Origin of the sequence: Ramlibacter agri (genome assembly GCF_012927085.1) — a bacterium.
GTDB lineage: Bacteria > Pseudomonadota > Gammaproteobacteria > Burkholderiales > Burkholderiaceae_C > Ramlibacter > Ramlibacter agri.
In genome coordinates this window covers 706840-721010 of the sequence record NZ_JABBFX010000002.1, presented here as the reverse complement: position 1 = coordinate 721010, position 14171 = coordinate 706840, and the positions used below count along the sequence as shown (strand labels likewise).

Genomic DNA, 14171 nt, shown 5'->3' with positions numbered 1-14171 from the left:
GCCATGGCAACCGATACCCTGGCCCGCCCCGGCTTCAACCTCGGGGACTTCCTCCGCAGCTTCATGCTGGTGGAGCTCTTCAAGGGACTGCGCGTCACGGGCAAGTACTTCTTTGCCCGCAAGATCACCGTGCAGTTCCCGGAAGAAAAGACGCCGCTCAGCCCGCGCTTCCGCGGCCTGCACGCGCTGCGCCGCTACGAGAACGGCGAAGAACGCTGCATCGCCTGCAAGCTGTGCGAGGCCGTGTGCCCCGCGCTGGCGATCACGATCGAGAGCGAGCAGCGCGCCGACGGCACCCGCCGCACGAACCGCTACGACATCGACCTGACCAAGTGCATCTTCTGCGGCTTCTGCGAAGAGAGCTGCCCGGTGGACTCGATCGTCGAGACGCACATCCTGGAATACCACGGCGAAAAGCGCGGCGACCTGTACTTCACCAAGGACATGCTGCTGGCCGTGGGCGACCGCTACGAAGCCGAGATCGCGGCCACCAAGGCGGCCGACGCCAAGTACCGGTAAGCGAGAAAAACAACATGGACGTTCGTACCGGACTCTTCTACCTGTTCTCGGTGGTGCTGCTGTTCGCGGCCTTCCGGGTGATCACGGCCCGCAACCCCGTGTATGCGGCGCTGTTCCTGGTGCTCACCTTCTTCCAGGCCGCCGGCGTGTGGATGCTGCTGAAGGCCGAGTTCCTCGCCATCTCGCTGGTGCTCGTGTACGTGGGCGCGGTGATGGTGCTGTTCCTGTTCGTGGTGATGATGCTGGACATCGACGTCGCCAAGCTGCGGGCCGGCTTCTGGAAGCATTTCCCGCTGGCCGCCACCATCGGCGCGCTGATCGCGCTGGAGATGGCCGCGGTGCTGATGGGCGGCTTCCGCCCCGCCGAAGAGCCGCGAGCGCTGCCCGGCGTCGCCGCCGCCGCGCAAGCCGGCATCCAGTACTCGAACACGCGCGAATTGGGCAAGCTGCTCTATACCGAATACCTGTTCCCGCTGGAAATCGCCGCCGTGCTGCTGCTGGTGGCCATCGTCGCCGCCATCGCGCTGACGCTGCGGGCCCGCAAGGACAGCAAGGCCATCGATCCCTCGCTGGCCGTGCGCGTGAAGGCGCGCGACCGCCTGCAGGTCGTCAAGGTGCCGCCGGCGGTGCGTCCGGCCCCGCAAGTGGAAGCTGCCCCGGAGGGCAAGGCATGATCATCACCCTCGGCCACTTCCTCACGCTGGGCGCGATCCTGTTCGCGCTGTCCGTGATCGGCATCTTCCTGAACCGCCGCAACCTCATCGTGCTGCTGATGTGCATCGAACTGATGCTGCTGGCGGTGAACACGAACTTCGTGGCGTTCTCCTACTACCTGGGCGACATGCACGGGCAGGTGTTCGTGTTCTTCATCCTGACCGTGGCCGCCGCCGAATCGGCGATCGGCCTGGCCATCCTCGTGCTGCTGTTCCGGAACAAAGAGAACATCAACGTCGAAGAACTGAACGCGCTGAAGGGCTAAGAACAACGATGGCTACCACCCTCAACGCAGCTACGCTGCTCGTCGTTCCGCTTGCGCCCCTCGTTGGCGCCGCGGTGGCGGGCATCTTCGGCACCACCTTCGGCGGCAACGTCGTCGGCCGCCGGGTCGCCCACAGCGCCACCATCCTCGGCGTCTTCATCGCCTTCGTCATCTCCGCGCTCACGCTCAAGAGCGTCGCGGTCGACGGCGCCCGCTTCAACCAGACGATCTACGAATGGATGAACGTCGGCGGCCTGAAGATGGAGATCGGCTTCCTCGTCGACGGCCTGACGGCGATGATGATGTGCGTCGTGACCTTCGTGTCTTTGATGGTGCACATCTACACCATCGGCTACATGGAGGAAGACGAAGGCTACAACCGCTTCTTCGGCTACATCTCGCTCTTCACCTTCTCCATGCTGATGCTGGTGATGAGCAACAACTTCCTGCAGCTGTTCTTCGGCTGGGAAGCGGTGGGCCTGGTCTCCTACCTGCTGATCGGCTTCTGGTACACCAAGCCCACGGCCATCTTCGCCAACCTGAAGGCCTTCCTGGTCAACCGCGTCGGCGACTTCGGCTTCATCCTGGGCATCGGCCTGATCTTCGCCTACGCCGGCACGCTGAACTACGCCGAGACCTTCGGCAAGGCCGAAGAGCTGGGCAAGCTGGCCTTCGGCTACGGCACCGACTGGCAGCTGATCACGGTGCTGTGCATCTGCCTGTTCATCGGCGCCATGGGCAAGAGCGCGCAGTTCCCGCTGCACGTGTGGCTGCCTGACTCGATGGAAGGCCCGACCCCCATCTCCGCGCTGATCCACGCCGCCACCATGGTGACGGCCGGCATCTTCATGGTGGCGCGCATGTCGCCGCTGTTCGAGCTGTCCGACACGGCGCTGAACTTCGTCATGGTGATCGGCGCGATCACGGCGCTGTTCATGGGCTTCCTGGGCATCATCCAGAACGACATCAAGCGCGTCGTCGCGTACTCCACGCTGTCCCAGCTGGGCTACATGACCGTGGCGCTGGGCGCCTCCGCCTACTCGGTGGCGGTGTTCCACCTGATGACGCACGCGTTCTTCAAGGCGCTGCTGTTCCTGGCCGCGGGCTCCGTCATCATCGGCATGCACCACAACCAGGATATCCGCTGGATGGGCGGCCTGCGCAAGTACATGCCGATCACCTGGATCACGTCCCTGATCGGTTCGCTGGCGCTGATCGGCACGCCGTTCTTCGCGGGCTTCTACTCCAAGGACTCGATCATCGAGGCGGTACACGCTTCGCACCTGCCCGGCGCCGGCTTTGCCTACTTCGCCGTGATGGCGGGCGTGTTCGTGACGGCCTTCTATTCGTTCCGCATGTACTTCCTGGTCTTCCACGGCGAGGAGCGCTACGACCAGGCGCCGGCCCACGAACACCACGCGGACGAGGAACCGGATCCGCACCACCACCACGATGACCACGCCAAGCCGCACGAGTCGCCCTGGGTCGTGACCGCGCCGCTGATCCTGCTGGCCTTCCCCTCGGTGGTGATCGGCTTCCTGACCATCGGCGGCATGCTGTACGGCGACTTCTTCAAGGACGCGATCTTCATCAACTTCGAGCACCACCCGGCGCTGGAAGAGATGGCCAAGGAATTCCACGGCCCCGTGGCCATGGCGCTGCACAGCATCACCTCGCCCGTTCTGTGGCTGGCGATTGCCGGCGTGGTGCTGTCCTGGTTCTTCTACATGAAGCGGCCGGACATTCCGGCTGCGATCAAGCAGCGTTGCCAGCCGATCTATACGCTGCTGGAAAACAAGTACTACCTGGACTGGATCAACGAAAACATCATCGCCCGCGCGGCGCGTGCCATCGGCACCGGCCTGTGGAAGGGTGGTGACCAGGGCGTGATCGAAGGCGTGTTCGTCAACGGCAGCGCCCGCGCCGTGGCGTGGTTCGCCGGCGTCGTGCGCTGGGTGCAATCCGGCTACATCTATCACTACGCCTTCGCCATGCTGCTGGGCGTGATCGTGCTGATGTCGTACTTCGTCAGCTGGCCCATGGTCTCCGAGTGGCTGAAGAAGTAAGGAAACAAGAATGAAGATGGGACTCCTCAGCCTCGCCATCTGGATGCCGATCGTGTTCGGCGGCATCCTGCTGGCCCTTGGCCGCGACGACCAGGCGCGCACCGTGCGCTGGATCGCGCTGATCGGCGCGCTCGCCAGTTTCCTGGTGACGCTGCCCCTGTACGGCCAGTTCGACGTGAGCACCGCGTCCATGCAGTTCGTCGAGAACGTGCCGTGGATCGAGCGCTTCAACGTCAACTACCACCTGGGCCTGGACGGCATCTCGTTCTGGTTCGTGCTGCTCACCGCCTTCATCACGCTGGTCGTGGTGATCGCCGGCTGGGAAGTGATCACCGAGCGCGTCAACCAGTACTACGGCGCCTTCCTGATCCTGTCGGGCCTGATGATCGGCGTGTTCTGCGCGCTCGATGGCGTGCTGTTCTACACCTTCTTCGAAGCCACGCTGATCCCGATGTACCTGATCATCGGCATCTGGGGCGGCCCGAACAAGATCTACGCGGCCTTCAAGTTCTTCCTGTACACGCTGCTCGGCTCGCTGCTGATGCTGGTGGCGCTGGTCTACCTGTACACCAAGTCCGGCGGCAGCTTCGACATCCTCACCTGGCACAAGCTGCCGCTGTCCTCGCTGGAGCAGACGCTGCTGTTCTTCGGCTTCTTCGCGGCCTTCGCGGTGAAGGTGCCGATGTGGCCGGTGCACACCTGGCTGCCCGACGTGCACGTGGAAGCGCCCACCGGCGGCTCCGCCGTGCTGGCCGCCATCATGCTGAAGCTGGGCGCCTACGGTTTCCTGCGCTTTTCGATGCCGATCGCCCCGGACGCCTCGCGTGAATGGGCCTGGCTGATCATCGCGCTGTCGCTGATCGCCGTGATCTACGTGGGCCTGGTCGCCATGGTGCAGCAGGACATGAAGAAGCTGGTCGCTTATTCGTCCGTCGCGCACATGGGCTTCGTCACGCTCGGCTTCTTCATCTTCCAGCACGTCGGCATCGCCGGCGGCCTGGTGCAGATGATCGCCCACGGCTTCGTCTCCGGCGCCATGTTCCTGTGCATCGGCGTGCTGTACGACCGCGTGCACTCGCGCAACATCGCCGACTACGGCGGGGTGGTGAACACCATGCCCACCTTCGCGGCCTTCGCCGTGCTGTTCGCCATGGCCAACTGCGGCCTGCCTGCCACCGCCGGCTTCGTCGGCGAGTGGATGGTGATCCTGGCGACCGTCAAGGTGAACTTCTGGCTGGGCCTCGCGGCCGCCACCGCGCTGATCTTCGGCGCCGCCTACACCCTGTGGATGGTCAAGCGCGTTTACTTCGGCCCCGTGGCCAACGAACACGTGAAGGCCCTCACCGACATCAACGCCCGCGAGTTCCTGATGCTGGGCCTGCTGGCCCTGGCGACGCTCTACATGGGCGTCTACCCGAAGCCCTTCACCGACGTCATGGACGCCTCGGTGGGCGCCTTCGTGAAGCAGGTCTCGGCCTCCAAGCTGCAGTGAGCGGGAAGACACGAACATGATCGACTCCTTGAGCTTTAGCGCGGTCGCGCCCGAGATCGTCCTGCTGGTGATGGCTTGCGTCGTCGCCCTGGTGGACCTGGGCGTGACGAGCCGCCTGCGCACCGCCACTTACGCCCTCACCATGCTGTCCCTGGCCGTCGTGGCCTGGCTGACGGCCCAGGCCGGCGCCGCCGGCGACACCGTCTATGCCTTCAACCGCATGGTGGTCGTCGACAGCATGGCCAACTGGCTGAAGTTCTTTGCGACCCTCTCCATGATGGTCTGCATGGTCTACGGCCGCCCGTACGCCGGCGTGCGCGACATGCTGCGCGGCGGCGAGATGTTCACGCTCTCGATGTTCGCGCTGCTGGGCATCTTCGTGATGATCTCGGGCAACAACTTCCTGGTCATCTACCTGGGCCTGGAACTGCTGACGCTCTCCAGCTATGCGCTGGTGGCGCTGCGCCGCGACCACACGGTGGCGACCGAAGCGGCCATGAAGTACTTCGTGCTGGGCGCGATGGCTTCGGGCTTCCTGCTGTACGGCCTGTCCATGATCTACGGCGCCACTGGCTCGCTGGACATCGGCACCGTCTTCAAGGTGGTGAGCACCGGCCAGGTCAAGCACCAGGTGCTGGTGTTCGGCCTCGTGTTCATCGTCGCCGGCCTCGCCTTCAAGCTGGGCGCCGCGCCCTTCCACATGTGGATCCCGGACGTCTACCAGGGCGCCCCGACCGCGATCACGCTGATCATCGGCTCGGCTCCCGAACTGGCGGCCTTCGCCATCGCGATCCGCCTGCTGGTGGAAGGCCTGCTGCCGCTGGCCTTCGACTGGCAGCAGATGCTGGTGGTGCTGGCCGTGTGCTCGCTGTTCATCGGCAACCTGGCAGCCATCGCGCAGACCAACCTGAAGCGGATGCTGGCGTATTCCACGATCGGCCAGATGGGCTTCGTGATCCTGGGCCTGCTCTCGGGCGTGGTGAACGGCAGCCCCGCCGCCGCCGCCAATGCCTACAGCTCGGCGATGTTCTACATCGTCACCTACGTGCTGACCACGCTGGCGAGCTTCGGCGTCATCCTGCTGCTGTCGCGCGAAGGCTTCGAGAGCGAGGAGATCTCCGACCTGGCCGGCCTCAACCAGCGCAGCCCGCTGTACGCCGCGATCATGGCGATCTGCCTGTTCTCGCTGGCCGGAGTGCCGCCGATGGTGGGCTTCTACGCCAAGCTGGCGGTGCTGCAGGCGCTGCTGGTCTCCGGCAGCAGCTTCAACATCGGGCTGGCCGTGTTCGCGGTGATGATGTCGCTGGTGGCCGCCTACTACTACATCCGCGTCGTCAAGGTCATGTACTTCGATGCGCCGATCACGGCCACCACCGTCGCGGCGCCCGCCGACGTGCGCGTGGTGCTGACGATCAATGGCGCGCTGGTGCTGATCCTGGGCATCCTGCCGGGCGGCCTGATGTCGCTGTGCGCGCAGGCCATCCTCAAGGCATTGACGACCTGAAGTGACGCAGACCGCATCCGTCTGGCTCGTGCTGGTGCTGGCGTTCTGCGCCGCCAACCTGCCATTCCTCAGCCAGCGGGTGCTGGGCGTGGTTCCGCTCGCGGGCGGCAAGAACCTCGCCCTGCGCCTGGGCGAGCTGGTGCTGCTGTACTTCGTGGTCGGCGGCATCGGCCTCGCGCTGGAGCAGCACGCCGGCCAGATCTCGCCGCAAGGCTGGGAGTTCTACGCGGTCACGGGCGCGCTATTCCTCACCTTCGCCGCTCCGGGCTTCGTCTGGCGTTACCTGTTCAAACCCAGGCATTGAATTGGCCCACCCCCGATGCGCCTTCGGCGCTTCCCCCTCAAGGGGCGCCACCAGCGGCCCGGCAAAGCCGGTTCCGCGGTGACGCTTGAAGGGCCCGGCACGGAGACTTGACATGAGTGATTCGCACCTGCGGGAAGAAGCGTTGTCGCGCGAGGAACTGCTGAAGGGCCGCTTCCTGCACGTCGTGCGCGACACCGTGCGCCTGCCCGACGGCCATCAGTCCACGCGCGAGTTCGTGCTGCACCCGGGCGCGGTCGCCGTCATCCCGCTGCTGGAAGACGGCCGCATCGTGCTGGAGCGCCAGTACCGGCACCCGACCAGGCAGGTGATCATCGAGATCCCCGCCGGCAAGCTGGACCCGGGCGAGGGCGCGCTGGCCTGCGGGCAGCGCGAGCTGCTGGAGGAAACCGGCTACGTGGCGCGCGAGTGGGCCTACGCCTTCACGCTGTATCCCACGGTGGCCTATTCGGACGAGGCCATCCACATCTGGTTCGCTCGCGGCCTGACCTTGCAGGGCGCGCAGCTGGATCACGGCGAGTTCCTGGACGTCTTCACGGCCACCCCCGAGGAGCTCCTGGGCTGGTGCCGCGACGGCACGGTCAAGGATTCCAAGACGCTGGCAGCGGCGCTGTGGGTTCAGAATGTGCTGGCGGGGACTTGGAAACTCGACTGGCAGACGCCATCTGCAGGGGCATGAAGGTCCTGAATCTCCAATGCAGCCACGGCCATGGCTTCGAAGGCTGGTTCGCCTCGGAAGACGACTTCCAGGACCAGCTGGGGCGCGGCCTGGTCGAATGCCCGATGTGCGGTGACGCGCACGTCGCCAAGCTGCCCAGCGCGCCGCGCCTGAACCTGGGCGCCGCCGAGCCCGCGCCGCCCAAGCAGCCGGTGATGAACACGCCCGACCCCAAGATGCAGGCGGCGTGGCTGCAGATGGTGAAGCACGTCATGGCCAACACCGAGGACGTGGGCGAGAAATTCGCCGAGGAAGCGCGCAAGATCCACTACGGCGAAACCGAGGAGCGCAGCATCCGCGGCCAGGCTTCGCGCGAGGAAACCGAGTCCTTGCTGGAAGAGGGCATCTCGGTGCTGCCGCTGCCGGTTCCGAAGGGCTTGAAAGGTCCGTTGCAGTAGGGGTTCAAGGGCGGACTTCCGGACGCAAAGGACGCAAAGATTTCGCAAAGGACGCAAAAGGAATTCAGGATGTCCTTTTTGCGTCCTTTGCGTGTTTTTGCGTCCTTGGCGCTCGGAAGTCCGCCTTCTCAAGTCATGAACTGCAGCGCCGCCAGCCGCGCGTAGACCCCCTGCGCCGCCAGCAGGGCCTCATGCGTCCCTGCCTCCACGATCTTCCCGTGATCGAGCACGATGATGCGGTGGGCCTTCTGCACCGTCGCCAGGCGGTGCGCGATCACCAGCGTCGTGCGGCCCTGCATCGCGCTTTCCAGCGCGGCCTGCACCATGCGCTCGCTCTCGGCGTCGAGCGCGCTGGTGGCCTCGTCCAGCAGCAGCAGGGGCGGGTTCTTCAGCATCGCCCGCGCGATCGCGATGCGTTGCCGCTGCCCGCCTGACAGGCGCACGCCGCGCTCGCCCAGGAAGGTGTCGTAGCCTTCCGGCAGGGCGGCGATGAAATCGTGCGCGAAGGCGCCGCGTGCGGCCGCTTCCACCTCCGCATCGCTCGCGCCGGGGCGGCCATAGCGGATGTTCTCGCGCGCCGAAGCGGAGAAGATCACCGCCTCCTGCGGCACCAGCGCGATGCGATCCCGCAGGTCCTGCAAGCCGAGGTCGCGGATCGGCGTGCCGTCGACGACGATGCGGCCTTCCTGCGGATCGTAGAAGCGCAGCAGCAACTGGAACACCGTGCTCTTGCCCGCGCCGCTGGGGCCGACCAGGGCCACCGTTTCACCCGGGCGCACGTCCAGGTCGAACCGATCCAGCGCCGGCGTGGCCGGCCGCGAGGGATAGAAGAAGCGGATGCCGTCGAACTCGACCCGGCTGCCGGCGCCCAGCCGCGGAGCGGCCACGGGCACCGCCGGCGAAGCCACCGGCGAGCGGCTTGCCAGCAGCTCCATCAGGCGCTCGGTGGCGCCGGCGGCGCGCAGCAGGTCGCCATAGACCTCGCCGAGGATGGCGATCGCGCCGGCGAAGATGCCGACGTACAGCACGGCCTGCCCCAGCTGGCCGGCGGTGAGCTCGCCGCGCAGCACGGCCTGCGTGCCTTCGTACAGGCCCCACAGCATCAGCGCCGCGTTGGCGATGATGACGAAGGCCACCAGCGCGGCGCGGGCCTTGGTGCGGCGGATGCCGGTGCGGAACGCGTTCTCGGTGGCGCCGGAAAAACGCTGCGCCTCGCGCGTTTCGGCCGCATAGCTCTGCACGACGGGGATGGCGTTCAGCACTTCCGCGGCGATGGCGCTCGAGTCGGCCACGCGGTCCTGGCTGGCGCGCGACAGCCGCCGCACGCGCCGGCCGAACCACATCGCGGGCAGCACCACCAGCAGCACCACGCCGAGCACCTGCACCATCACGTACGGGTGGGTCACCACCAGCATCACGAGCGCGCCGACGCCCATCACCAGGTTGCGCAGGCCCAGCGAGAACGAGGAGCCGATCACCGTCTGCACCACCGTCGTGTCGGTGGTCAGGCGCGACAGCACTTCGCCGGTCTGCGTGCTCTCGAAGAACTCGGGGCTTTGTTCCAGGACGTGCGCATAGACGGCGTTGCGCAGGTCGGCGGTGACACGCTCGCCCAGCCAGCTCACCTGGTAGAAGCGCGCCGCGGACGACAGGCCCAGCGCCACGGCCACGCCGAACAGCAGCAGGAAGTGCTCGCGCAAGGCCAGCACGCGATCACCGGGCGCGGCGGACAGGCCCAGGTCGATCATGCCGCGCAGCGCCAGCGGGAACAGCAGCATTGCCGTCGCCGCGGTCAGCAGGAACAGGCACGCCAGCGCAATGCGGACGCGGTAGGGACGCAGGAAGGGCAACAGCCCGGAAAGCGATTGGGCGGACTTCGCGGGCGCGGATGGGCTCTGCATGGGGCGCAGTGTAGTGACCTTGCCACCCCGGGCCGGGCGGGCTGCCGGGCTGGCCGGGGCGCCCGCGCGGCTGTCGCCGGCGGATTACGGACGCATTTCACGCGAGGTCTTAAGTTTTGCTGACGTGGATTAAGGCAAATGCCTCCACAGGCCTTACGATTGGCTACCCATGGCCTCCGCTCCGAAGACTCCCCGACCCAAGCCCGAATTCGACCTGCACGCGGCGCTCGGCGAGAAACTCCCGGCGCCCGAGGTGATCGAGCACAGCAGCGACTCGGTGTGGGCGCTCTGGTCCGAGGTGAACAAGCAGCACGAGAACCGCTTCGCCGACACGGCGCCGGCCTCGACGCTGCACCGCAGCAGCGAAGACCCGGGCTGGGCCCAGACCCAGCCGATGACGGTGCCGGTCACGCTGAAGAAGCGCGCGGCGGAGGCCCAGCCGCTGTTCACGCTCGACGCCGCCATGCTGGTGGCTCGCAAGAACAACCGCGTCTGCCCGCGGCAGGAGCGCTGGCAGGAAATGCACGCGCTGCTGCCCGCGCGCAAGACGGTGCGCGGCGAGCAGCCGCCGCCCACCCCGCCGGTCGGCCCGGCCTGGGCCATCACCGCGCCGCTGACCAAGCGCCTGCTGTTCCGCGAGCACGTGGAGTGGGCCGAAAGCCAGGGCGTGCTGGAAAACGTCATGCGCTTCATGCAGCAGATGCCGGAGACGGACTGGCTGCACATGGGCGAGGACTGAGCCAGCACAATGGCGGCATGAGCGACGCCGCCGATTTCCAGAAGGCCCTCCAGCAATTCCGCGACGACTACGCCCGCCAGGTGCCCGAACGCCTGGCCGAGGCGCGGGCGTTCCTGCGGCAATGCCTGGCGGCGCCGCAGGACGAAGAGCCGCTGCGCGGCCTGCACGGCATCGTCCACAAGATCGCCGGCTCGGCGGGGACCTTCGGGCTGAAGGACTTGAGCGTGGCCGCGCGGACCCTGGAGGAGCGGCTGGACGCCATGCTGCTGCAGCCGGCCCGCACGCGGGACGATTTCGCGCCCTTGCAGGACGAACTGGCCGGCCTGGACCGCCTTCTTTGATTCCATGCCCGGCCGCGTCCCCTACAACCTGGCCCGCTTCGATCTCGTCTCCATCCGCCTGGTGGTGGACTGCGTGGAGCACGGCAGCCTGAGCGCCGCCGCGCGCGAGGCGCACCTCGCGCTCGCCGCCGCCAGCCGCCGCATCCGCGAGCTGGAAGATGCCATCGGCGAGCCGCTGTTCCAGCGCCATGGCCGCGGCGTGCTGCCCACGGCAGCCGGGCGCGTATTCGCCCGCCATGCCATCGCGCTGCTGCAGTCGCTGGAGCAGATGGGCAGCGAGCTCGCGGACCTGCGCCAGGGCATCGCGCAGCACGTTCGCCTGTGCGCCAGCTCCGCCGCCATCACCCAGTTCCTGCCGCCGCTGCTGGCGCGCTATGCGAAGCAGGCGCAGCAGGTGCGGGTGGAGCTGGAGGAGCAGGTCTCGGACGGCGTGGTCGCCGCCTTGCGCGAAGGGCGTGCCGATGTCGGCGTGTTCGTCGAGGGCGCCGAAACCGAGGGCCTGGACTGCCGCATGTTCCGGCGCGACGAGCTGGTGCTGGTGATTCCGCCCAGGCACCGCCTGGCCGGGCGCGGCGCCATGCCGCTGGCGGACGCGCTGGACGAGGACTGGGTCACGCTCACCGACGGCGCGGCGCTCCTGAACCGCCTGCAGCGCACGGCGCTCGCCAGCGGCCTGACGCTCAAGGTGCGCATGCAGGTGCGCAGCTTCGACGCGGTCTGCCACCTGGTGGCCTCGGGTCTCGGCATCACCATCCTGCCGAAGGCGGCGGTGATGCCCATGGTGGACGCCATGGGCCTGCGCTGGCGGCCGCTGGCCGACGCCTGGGCCGCGCGCCGGCTGCGGGTGGCCACCAGCAGCCGACGCCTGGGCCGCGCGCCGGCTGCTGGTGGCCACCCGCAGCGGCCCGGTAGATCCGGCCGCCGCGGCGCTGGTGGAGTTCCTGGCCGAGCCTTCGCAGGATGCGAAGACTCGTCCCCGAAAACGGCAATAGACGCCCGCGTGGCGCAGGACCACACTGCGCCCCATGGAGACGAACACCCCCGCCGGCCCCCTGACCGGCCTCAAGGTCCTGGAGATGGGCCAGCTGATCGCCGGGCCCTTCGCCGCGAAGACCCTGGCCGACTTCGGCGCCGACGTCGTCAAGATCGAGCCGCCCGGCGCCGGTGATCCGCTGCGCAACTGGCGCCTGCTGAAGAACGGCACCTCGGTGTGGTGGCAGGTGCAGTCGCGCAACAAGCGCTCTGTAGCCCTCGACCTGAAGAACCCCGCAGCCCAGGAGATCGTGCGCAAGCTGGCCACCGAGGCCGACGTGCTGATCGAGAATTTCCGCCCCGGCGCGCTGGAAGGCTGGGGTCTGGGCCCGGACAAGCTGCAGGAACTGAACCCGCGCCTGATCGTTCTGCGCATCAGCGGCTACGGCCAGACCGGCCCCTACAAGGACCGCCCCGGCTTCGGCGTGGTGGGCGAGGCCATGGGCGGCCTGCGCCACCTCACCGCGGAGCCGGGCCGGGTGCCGGTGCGCGTCGGCGTGAGCATCGGCGACACCCTGGCTGCGCTGCATGGCGTCATCGGCATCCTGCTGGCGCTGCAGGAGCGGCAGCGCAGCGGCCAGGGGCAAGTGGTCGACGTCGCCCTGTACGAGGCGGTATTCAACTGCATGGAAAGCCTGGTGCCCGAATACAGCGCCTTCGGCGCGGTGCGCGGCCCCGGCGGCAGCGCGCTGCCCGGCATCGCGCCCAGCAACGCCTACCTGTGCAGCGACGGCGGCTACGCGCTGATCGCCGGCAACGGCGACAGCATCTACAAGCGCCTGATGGCCGCCATAGCCCGCGAGGACCTGGGCAGCGATCCAACGCTGGCCGACAACGCCGGCCGCGTGAAGCGGGTCGAAGAGATCGACGCTGCCATCGGCGCGTGGACGAAGGCGCGCACGGTGGACGAAGTGCTGCAGGCGCTGGACACCGCCGCCGTGCCGGCCGGCCGCATCTACACGGTGGCCGACATCGTGGCCGATCCGCACTATGCCGCGCGCGGCATGCTGCAGCAGGTGCGCCTGGACGACGGCGAACTGCTCACGGTGCCCGGCGTCGTGCCAAAGCTTTCCCGCACGCCCGGCGGCCATCGCCGCAACGCGCCGCGCATCGGCCAGGACACCGAGGCCGTGATGCGCGAGCTGGGCCTCACCGAAGAACAGATCGCCGGCCTCAAGCAGCGCGGCGTGGTCAAGGGCGAACAATGAGCAAGACAAGGATCTTCTTCAACGAAGTCGCCACGCGCGACGGCTTCCAGATCGAGCCGGAGTTCATCCCCACCGGCACCAAGGTGGCGCTGGTCGACGCGCTCTCCGGCTGCGGCTACGCGAAGATCGAGGTCACCTCGTTCACGTCGCCCAAGGCGATCCCGATGCTGCGCGACGCCGAGGAGGTGATGGGCCGCATCCGCCGCGCACCGGGCGTGGAGTACACGGTGCTGGTGCCCAATGTGCGCGGCGCCGAGCGGGCGCTGGAATCGAAGGCGGACGAACTGAACCTCGTCATGTCCACCTCGGAGACGCACAACCTCGCCAACCTGCGCATGCCGCGCGACAAGAGCTTTGCTTCGCTCTCGGAAGTGGTCCGCGTGGTCGCCGGCCGCACGCCCATCAACGTGTCGCTGTCCTGCGCCTTCGGCTGCCCCATGGAAGGCGACGTGCCGCAGCACGAAGTGCTGGCCTGGGGCCAACGCTTCGCTGACCTGGGCGTGCGCGGCCTCACCATCTGCGACACCACCGGCATGGCGCAGCCGGCGCAGGTGGCGCGCCTGTGCGACGAAGCGCAGCGCCGTTTCCCCGGCCTGCAATTGACCCTGCATTTCCACAATACGCGCGGCATGGGCCTGGCCAACGTGCTGGCCGCCGTGCAGAGCGGCATCGTCCGCTTCGACGGTTCGCTGGGCGGCCTGGGCGGCTGCCCTTACGCGCCGGGCGCGAGCGGCAACATCGCCAGCGAGGACGCCATCCACATGCTGGACGCCATGGGCTACGACACCGGCATGGACATGGACCGGCTGCTGCGCGTCGCGCGCGAGCTGCCCGCCATCGTCGGCCACGAAGTGCCCGGCCAGGTGGCCAAGGCCGGCCCCATCACGCAACTGCATCCCGTGCCCGCCGCCGTCACCGAGCTGCGCGCCGCGCTTTCCCTTTGAACCACGAG

Annotated in this window: 15 protein-coding genes; 14 read left to right on the top strand and 1 reads right to left on the bottom strand. The window is 67.6% G+C overall.

Annotation, left to right across the window (positions count from 1 at the left end):
* Nucleotides 1–3: 3 nt before the first annotated feature.
* The 9 genes from nuoI to HHL11_RS21910 all read left to right on the top strand — a co-directional run bounded on the left by nuoI (nucleotide 4) and on the right by HHL11_RS21910 (nucleotide 7998).
* A complete protein-coding gene (gene nuoI, locus HHL11_RS21950; protein ID WP_169420690.1) occupies nucleotides 4–519 on the top strand; it encodes an NADH-quinone oxidoreductase subunit NuoI in 516 nt (171 codons plus the stop codon).
* A gap of 14 nt (nucleotides 520–533) precedes the next feature.
* A complete protein-coding gene (locus HHL11_RS21945; RefSeq protein WP_169420689.1) occupies nucleotides 534–1193 on the top strand; it encodes an NADH-quinone oxidoreductase subunit J in 660 nt (219 codons plus the stop codon).
* Nucleotides 1190–1498 carry an NADH-quinone oxidoreductase subunit NuoK gene (gene nuoK, locus HHL11_RS21940; RefSeq protein ID WP_169420688.1) on the top strand — a complete coding sequence of 103 codons (309 nt, stop codon included), beginning with the start codon at nucleotides 1190–1192 and terminating at the stop codon, nucleotides 1496–1498. Before HHL11_RS21945 ends, nuoK begins: the two co-directional genes overlap by 4 nt.
* A gap of 8 nt (nucleotides 1499–1506) precedes the next feature.
* Entirely contained in the window at nucleotides 1507–3564 is a 2058-nt protein-coding gene (nuoL, locus tag HHL11_RS21935) for an NADH-quinone oxidoreductase subunit L (protein ID WP_169420687.1), read from the top strand.
* Nucleotides 3565–3580: 16 nt separating this feature from the next.
* A complete protein-coding gene (locus tag HHL11_RS21930; protein WP_169421218.1) occupies nucleotides 3581–5056 on the top strand; it encodes an NADH-quinone oxidoreductase subunit M in 1476 nt (491 codons plus the stop codon).
* 16 nt (nucleotides 5057–5072) lie between these two features.
* Nucleotides 5073–6560 carry an NADH-quinone oxidoreductase subunit NuoN gene (gene nuoN, locus HHL11_RS21925; protein ID WP_169420686.1) on the top strand — a complete coding sequence of 496 codons (1488 nt, stop codon included), beginning with the start codon at nucleotides 5073–5075 and terminating at the stop codon, nucleotides 6558–6560.
* A 1-nt stretch (nucleotide 6561) separates the two neighbouring features.
* Complete coding sequence (locus HHL11_RS21920) at nucleotides 6562–6864, top strand: DUF2818 family protein (RefSeq protein ID WP_169420685.1); 303 nt, start codon at nucleotides 6562–6564, stop codon at nucleotides 6862–6864.
* A 112-nt stretch (nucleotides 6865–6976) separates the two neighbouring features.
* The gene (locus HHL11_RS21915) at nucleotides 6977–7561 is read left to right on the top strand and encodes an NUDIX domain-containing protein (protein WP_169420684.1); all 585 of its coding nucleotides are present in this window, start codon (nucleotides 6977–6979) and stop codon (nucleotides 7559–7561) included.
* Nucleotides 7558–7998: a DUF1178 family protein gene (locus tag HHL11_RS21910; protein ID WP_169420683.1), complete on the top strand. Its 441-nt coding sequence runs from the start codon at nucleotides 7558–7560 to the stop codon at nucleotides 7996–7998. Before HHL11_RS21915 ends, HHL11_RS21910 begins: the two co-directional genes overlap by 4 nt.
* A 128-nt stretch (nucleotides 7999–8126) precedes the next feature.
* Here the strand turns inward: HHL11_RS21910 and HHL11_RS21905 are convergent, their stop codons facing one another.
* Nucleotides 8127–9899, bottom strand: coding sequence for an ABC transporter transmembrane domain-containing protein (locus HHL11_RS21905; protein WP_169420682.1), 1773 nt, complete (start codon nucleotides 9897–9899; stop codon nucleotides 8127–8129).
* Nucleotides 9900–10068: 169 nt separating this feature from the next.
* Here HHL11_RS21905 and HHL11_RS21900 point away from each other — a divergent pair, with 169 nt between their 5' ends.
* Genes HHL11_RS21900 through HHL11_RS21880 form a run of 5 tightly spaced genes read left to right on the top strand, consistent with a single transcriptional unit; the run spans nucleotide 10069 to nucleotide 14163 of the window.
* Nucleotides 10069–10638, top strand: a complete 570-nt coding sequence (locus HHL11_RS21900; RefSeq protein WP_169420681.1) for a hypothetical protein — start codon at nucleotides 10069–10071, stop codon at nucleotides 10636–10638.
* A gap of 17 nt (nucleotides 10639–10655) precedes the next feature.
* A complete protein-coding gene (locus HHL11_RS21895) occupies nucleotides 10656–10979 on the top strand; it encodes an Hpt domain-containing protein (RefSeq protein ID WP_169420680.1) in 324 nt (107 codons plus the stop codon).
* 4 nt (nucleotides 10980–10983) lie between these two features.
* Nucleotides 10984–12147 (top strand): LysR family transcriptional regulator, encoded by a 1164-nt coding sequence (locus HHL11_RS21890; RefSeq protein WP_240980361.1) that lies wholly within the window; start codon nucleotides 10984–10986, stop codon nucleotides 12145–12147.
* Nucleotides 12056–13219, top strand: a complete 1164-nt coding sequence (locus tag HHL11_RS21885; RefSeq protein ID WP_240980404.1) for a CaiB/BaiF CoA transferase family protein — start codon at nucleotides 12056–12058, stop codon at nucleotides 13217–13219. The genes HHL11_RS21890 and HHL11_RS21885 overlap by 92 nt, the downstream gene beginning before the upstream one ends.
* Nucleotides 13216–14163: a hydroxymethylglutaryl-CoA lyase gene (locus HHL11_RS21880; RefSeq protein ID WP_169420678.1), complete on the top strand. Its 948-nt coding sequence runs from the start codon at nucleotides 13216–13218 to the stop codon at nucleotides 14161–14163. The genes HHL11_RS21885 and HHL11_RS21880 overlap by 4 nt, the downstream gene beginning before the upstream one ends.
* The last annotated feature ends 8 nt before the right edge of the window (nucleotides 14164–14171 follow it).

Bases quoted from the DNA above. Each gene is read 5' to 3' on its own strand.
- nuoI (WP_169420690.1), top strand. From the start codon at position 4: ATGGCAACCGATACCCTGGCCCGCCCCGGCTTCAACCTCGGGGACTTC.
- HHL11_RS21945 (WP_169420689.1), top strand. From the start codon at position 534: ATGGACGTTCGTACCGGACTCTTCTACCTGTTCTCGGTGGTGCTGCTG.
- nuoK (WP_169420688.1), top strand. From the start codon at position 1,190: ATGATCATCACCCTCGGCCACTTCCTCACGCTGGGCGCGATCCTGTTC.
- nuoL (WP_169420687.1), top strand. From the start codon at position 1,507: ATGGCTACCACCCTCAACGCAGCTACGCTGCTCGTCGTTCCGCTTGCG.
- HHL11_RS21930 (WP_169421218.1), top strand. From the start codon at position 3,581: ATGGGACTCCTCAGCCTCGCCATCTGGATGCCGATCGTGTTCGGCGGC.
- nuoN (WP_169420686.1), top strand. From the start codon at position 5,073: ATGATCGACTCCTTGAGCTTTAGCGCGGTCGCGCCCGAGATCGTCCTG.
- HHL11_RS21915 (WP_169420684.1), top strand. From the start codon at position 6,977: ATGAGTGATTCGCACCTGCGGGAAGAAGCGTTGTCGCGCGAGGAACTG.
- HHL11_RS21910 (WP_169420683.1), top strand. From the start codon at position 7,558: ATGAAGGTCCTGAATCTCCAATGCAGCCACGGCCATGGCTTCGAAGGC.
- HHL11_RS21905 (WP_169420682.1), bottom strand. From the start codon at position 9,899: ATGCAGAGCCCATCCGCGCCCGCGAAGTCCGCCCAATCGCTTTCCGGG.
- HHL11_RS21900 (WP_169420681.1), top strand. From the start codon at position 10,069: ATGGCCTCCGCTCCGAAGACTCCCCGACCCAAGCCCGAATTCGACCTG.
- HHL11_RS21895 (WP_169420680.1), top strand. From the start codon at position 10,656: ATGAGCGACGCCGCCGATTTCCAGAAGGCCCTCCAGCAATTCCGCGAC.
- HHL11_RS21890 (WP_240980361.1), top strand. From the start codon at position 10,984: ATGCCCGGCCGCGTCCCCTACAACCTGGCCCGCTTCGATCTCGTCTCC.
- HHL11_RS21885 (WP_240980404.1), top strand. From the start codon at position 12,056: ATGGGCCAGCTGATCGCCGGGCCCTTCGCCGCGAAGACCCTGGCCGAC.
- HHL11_RS21880 (WP_169420678.1), top strand. From the start codon at position 13,216: ATGAGCAAGACAAGGATCTTCTTCAACGAAGTCGCCACGCGCGACGGC.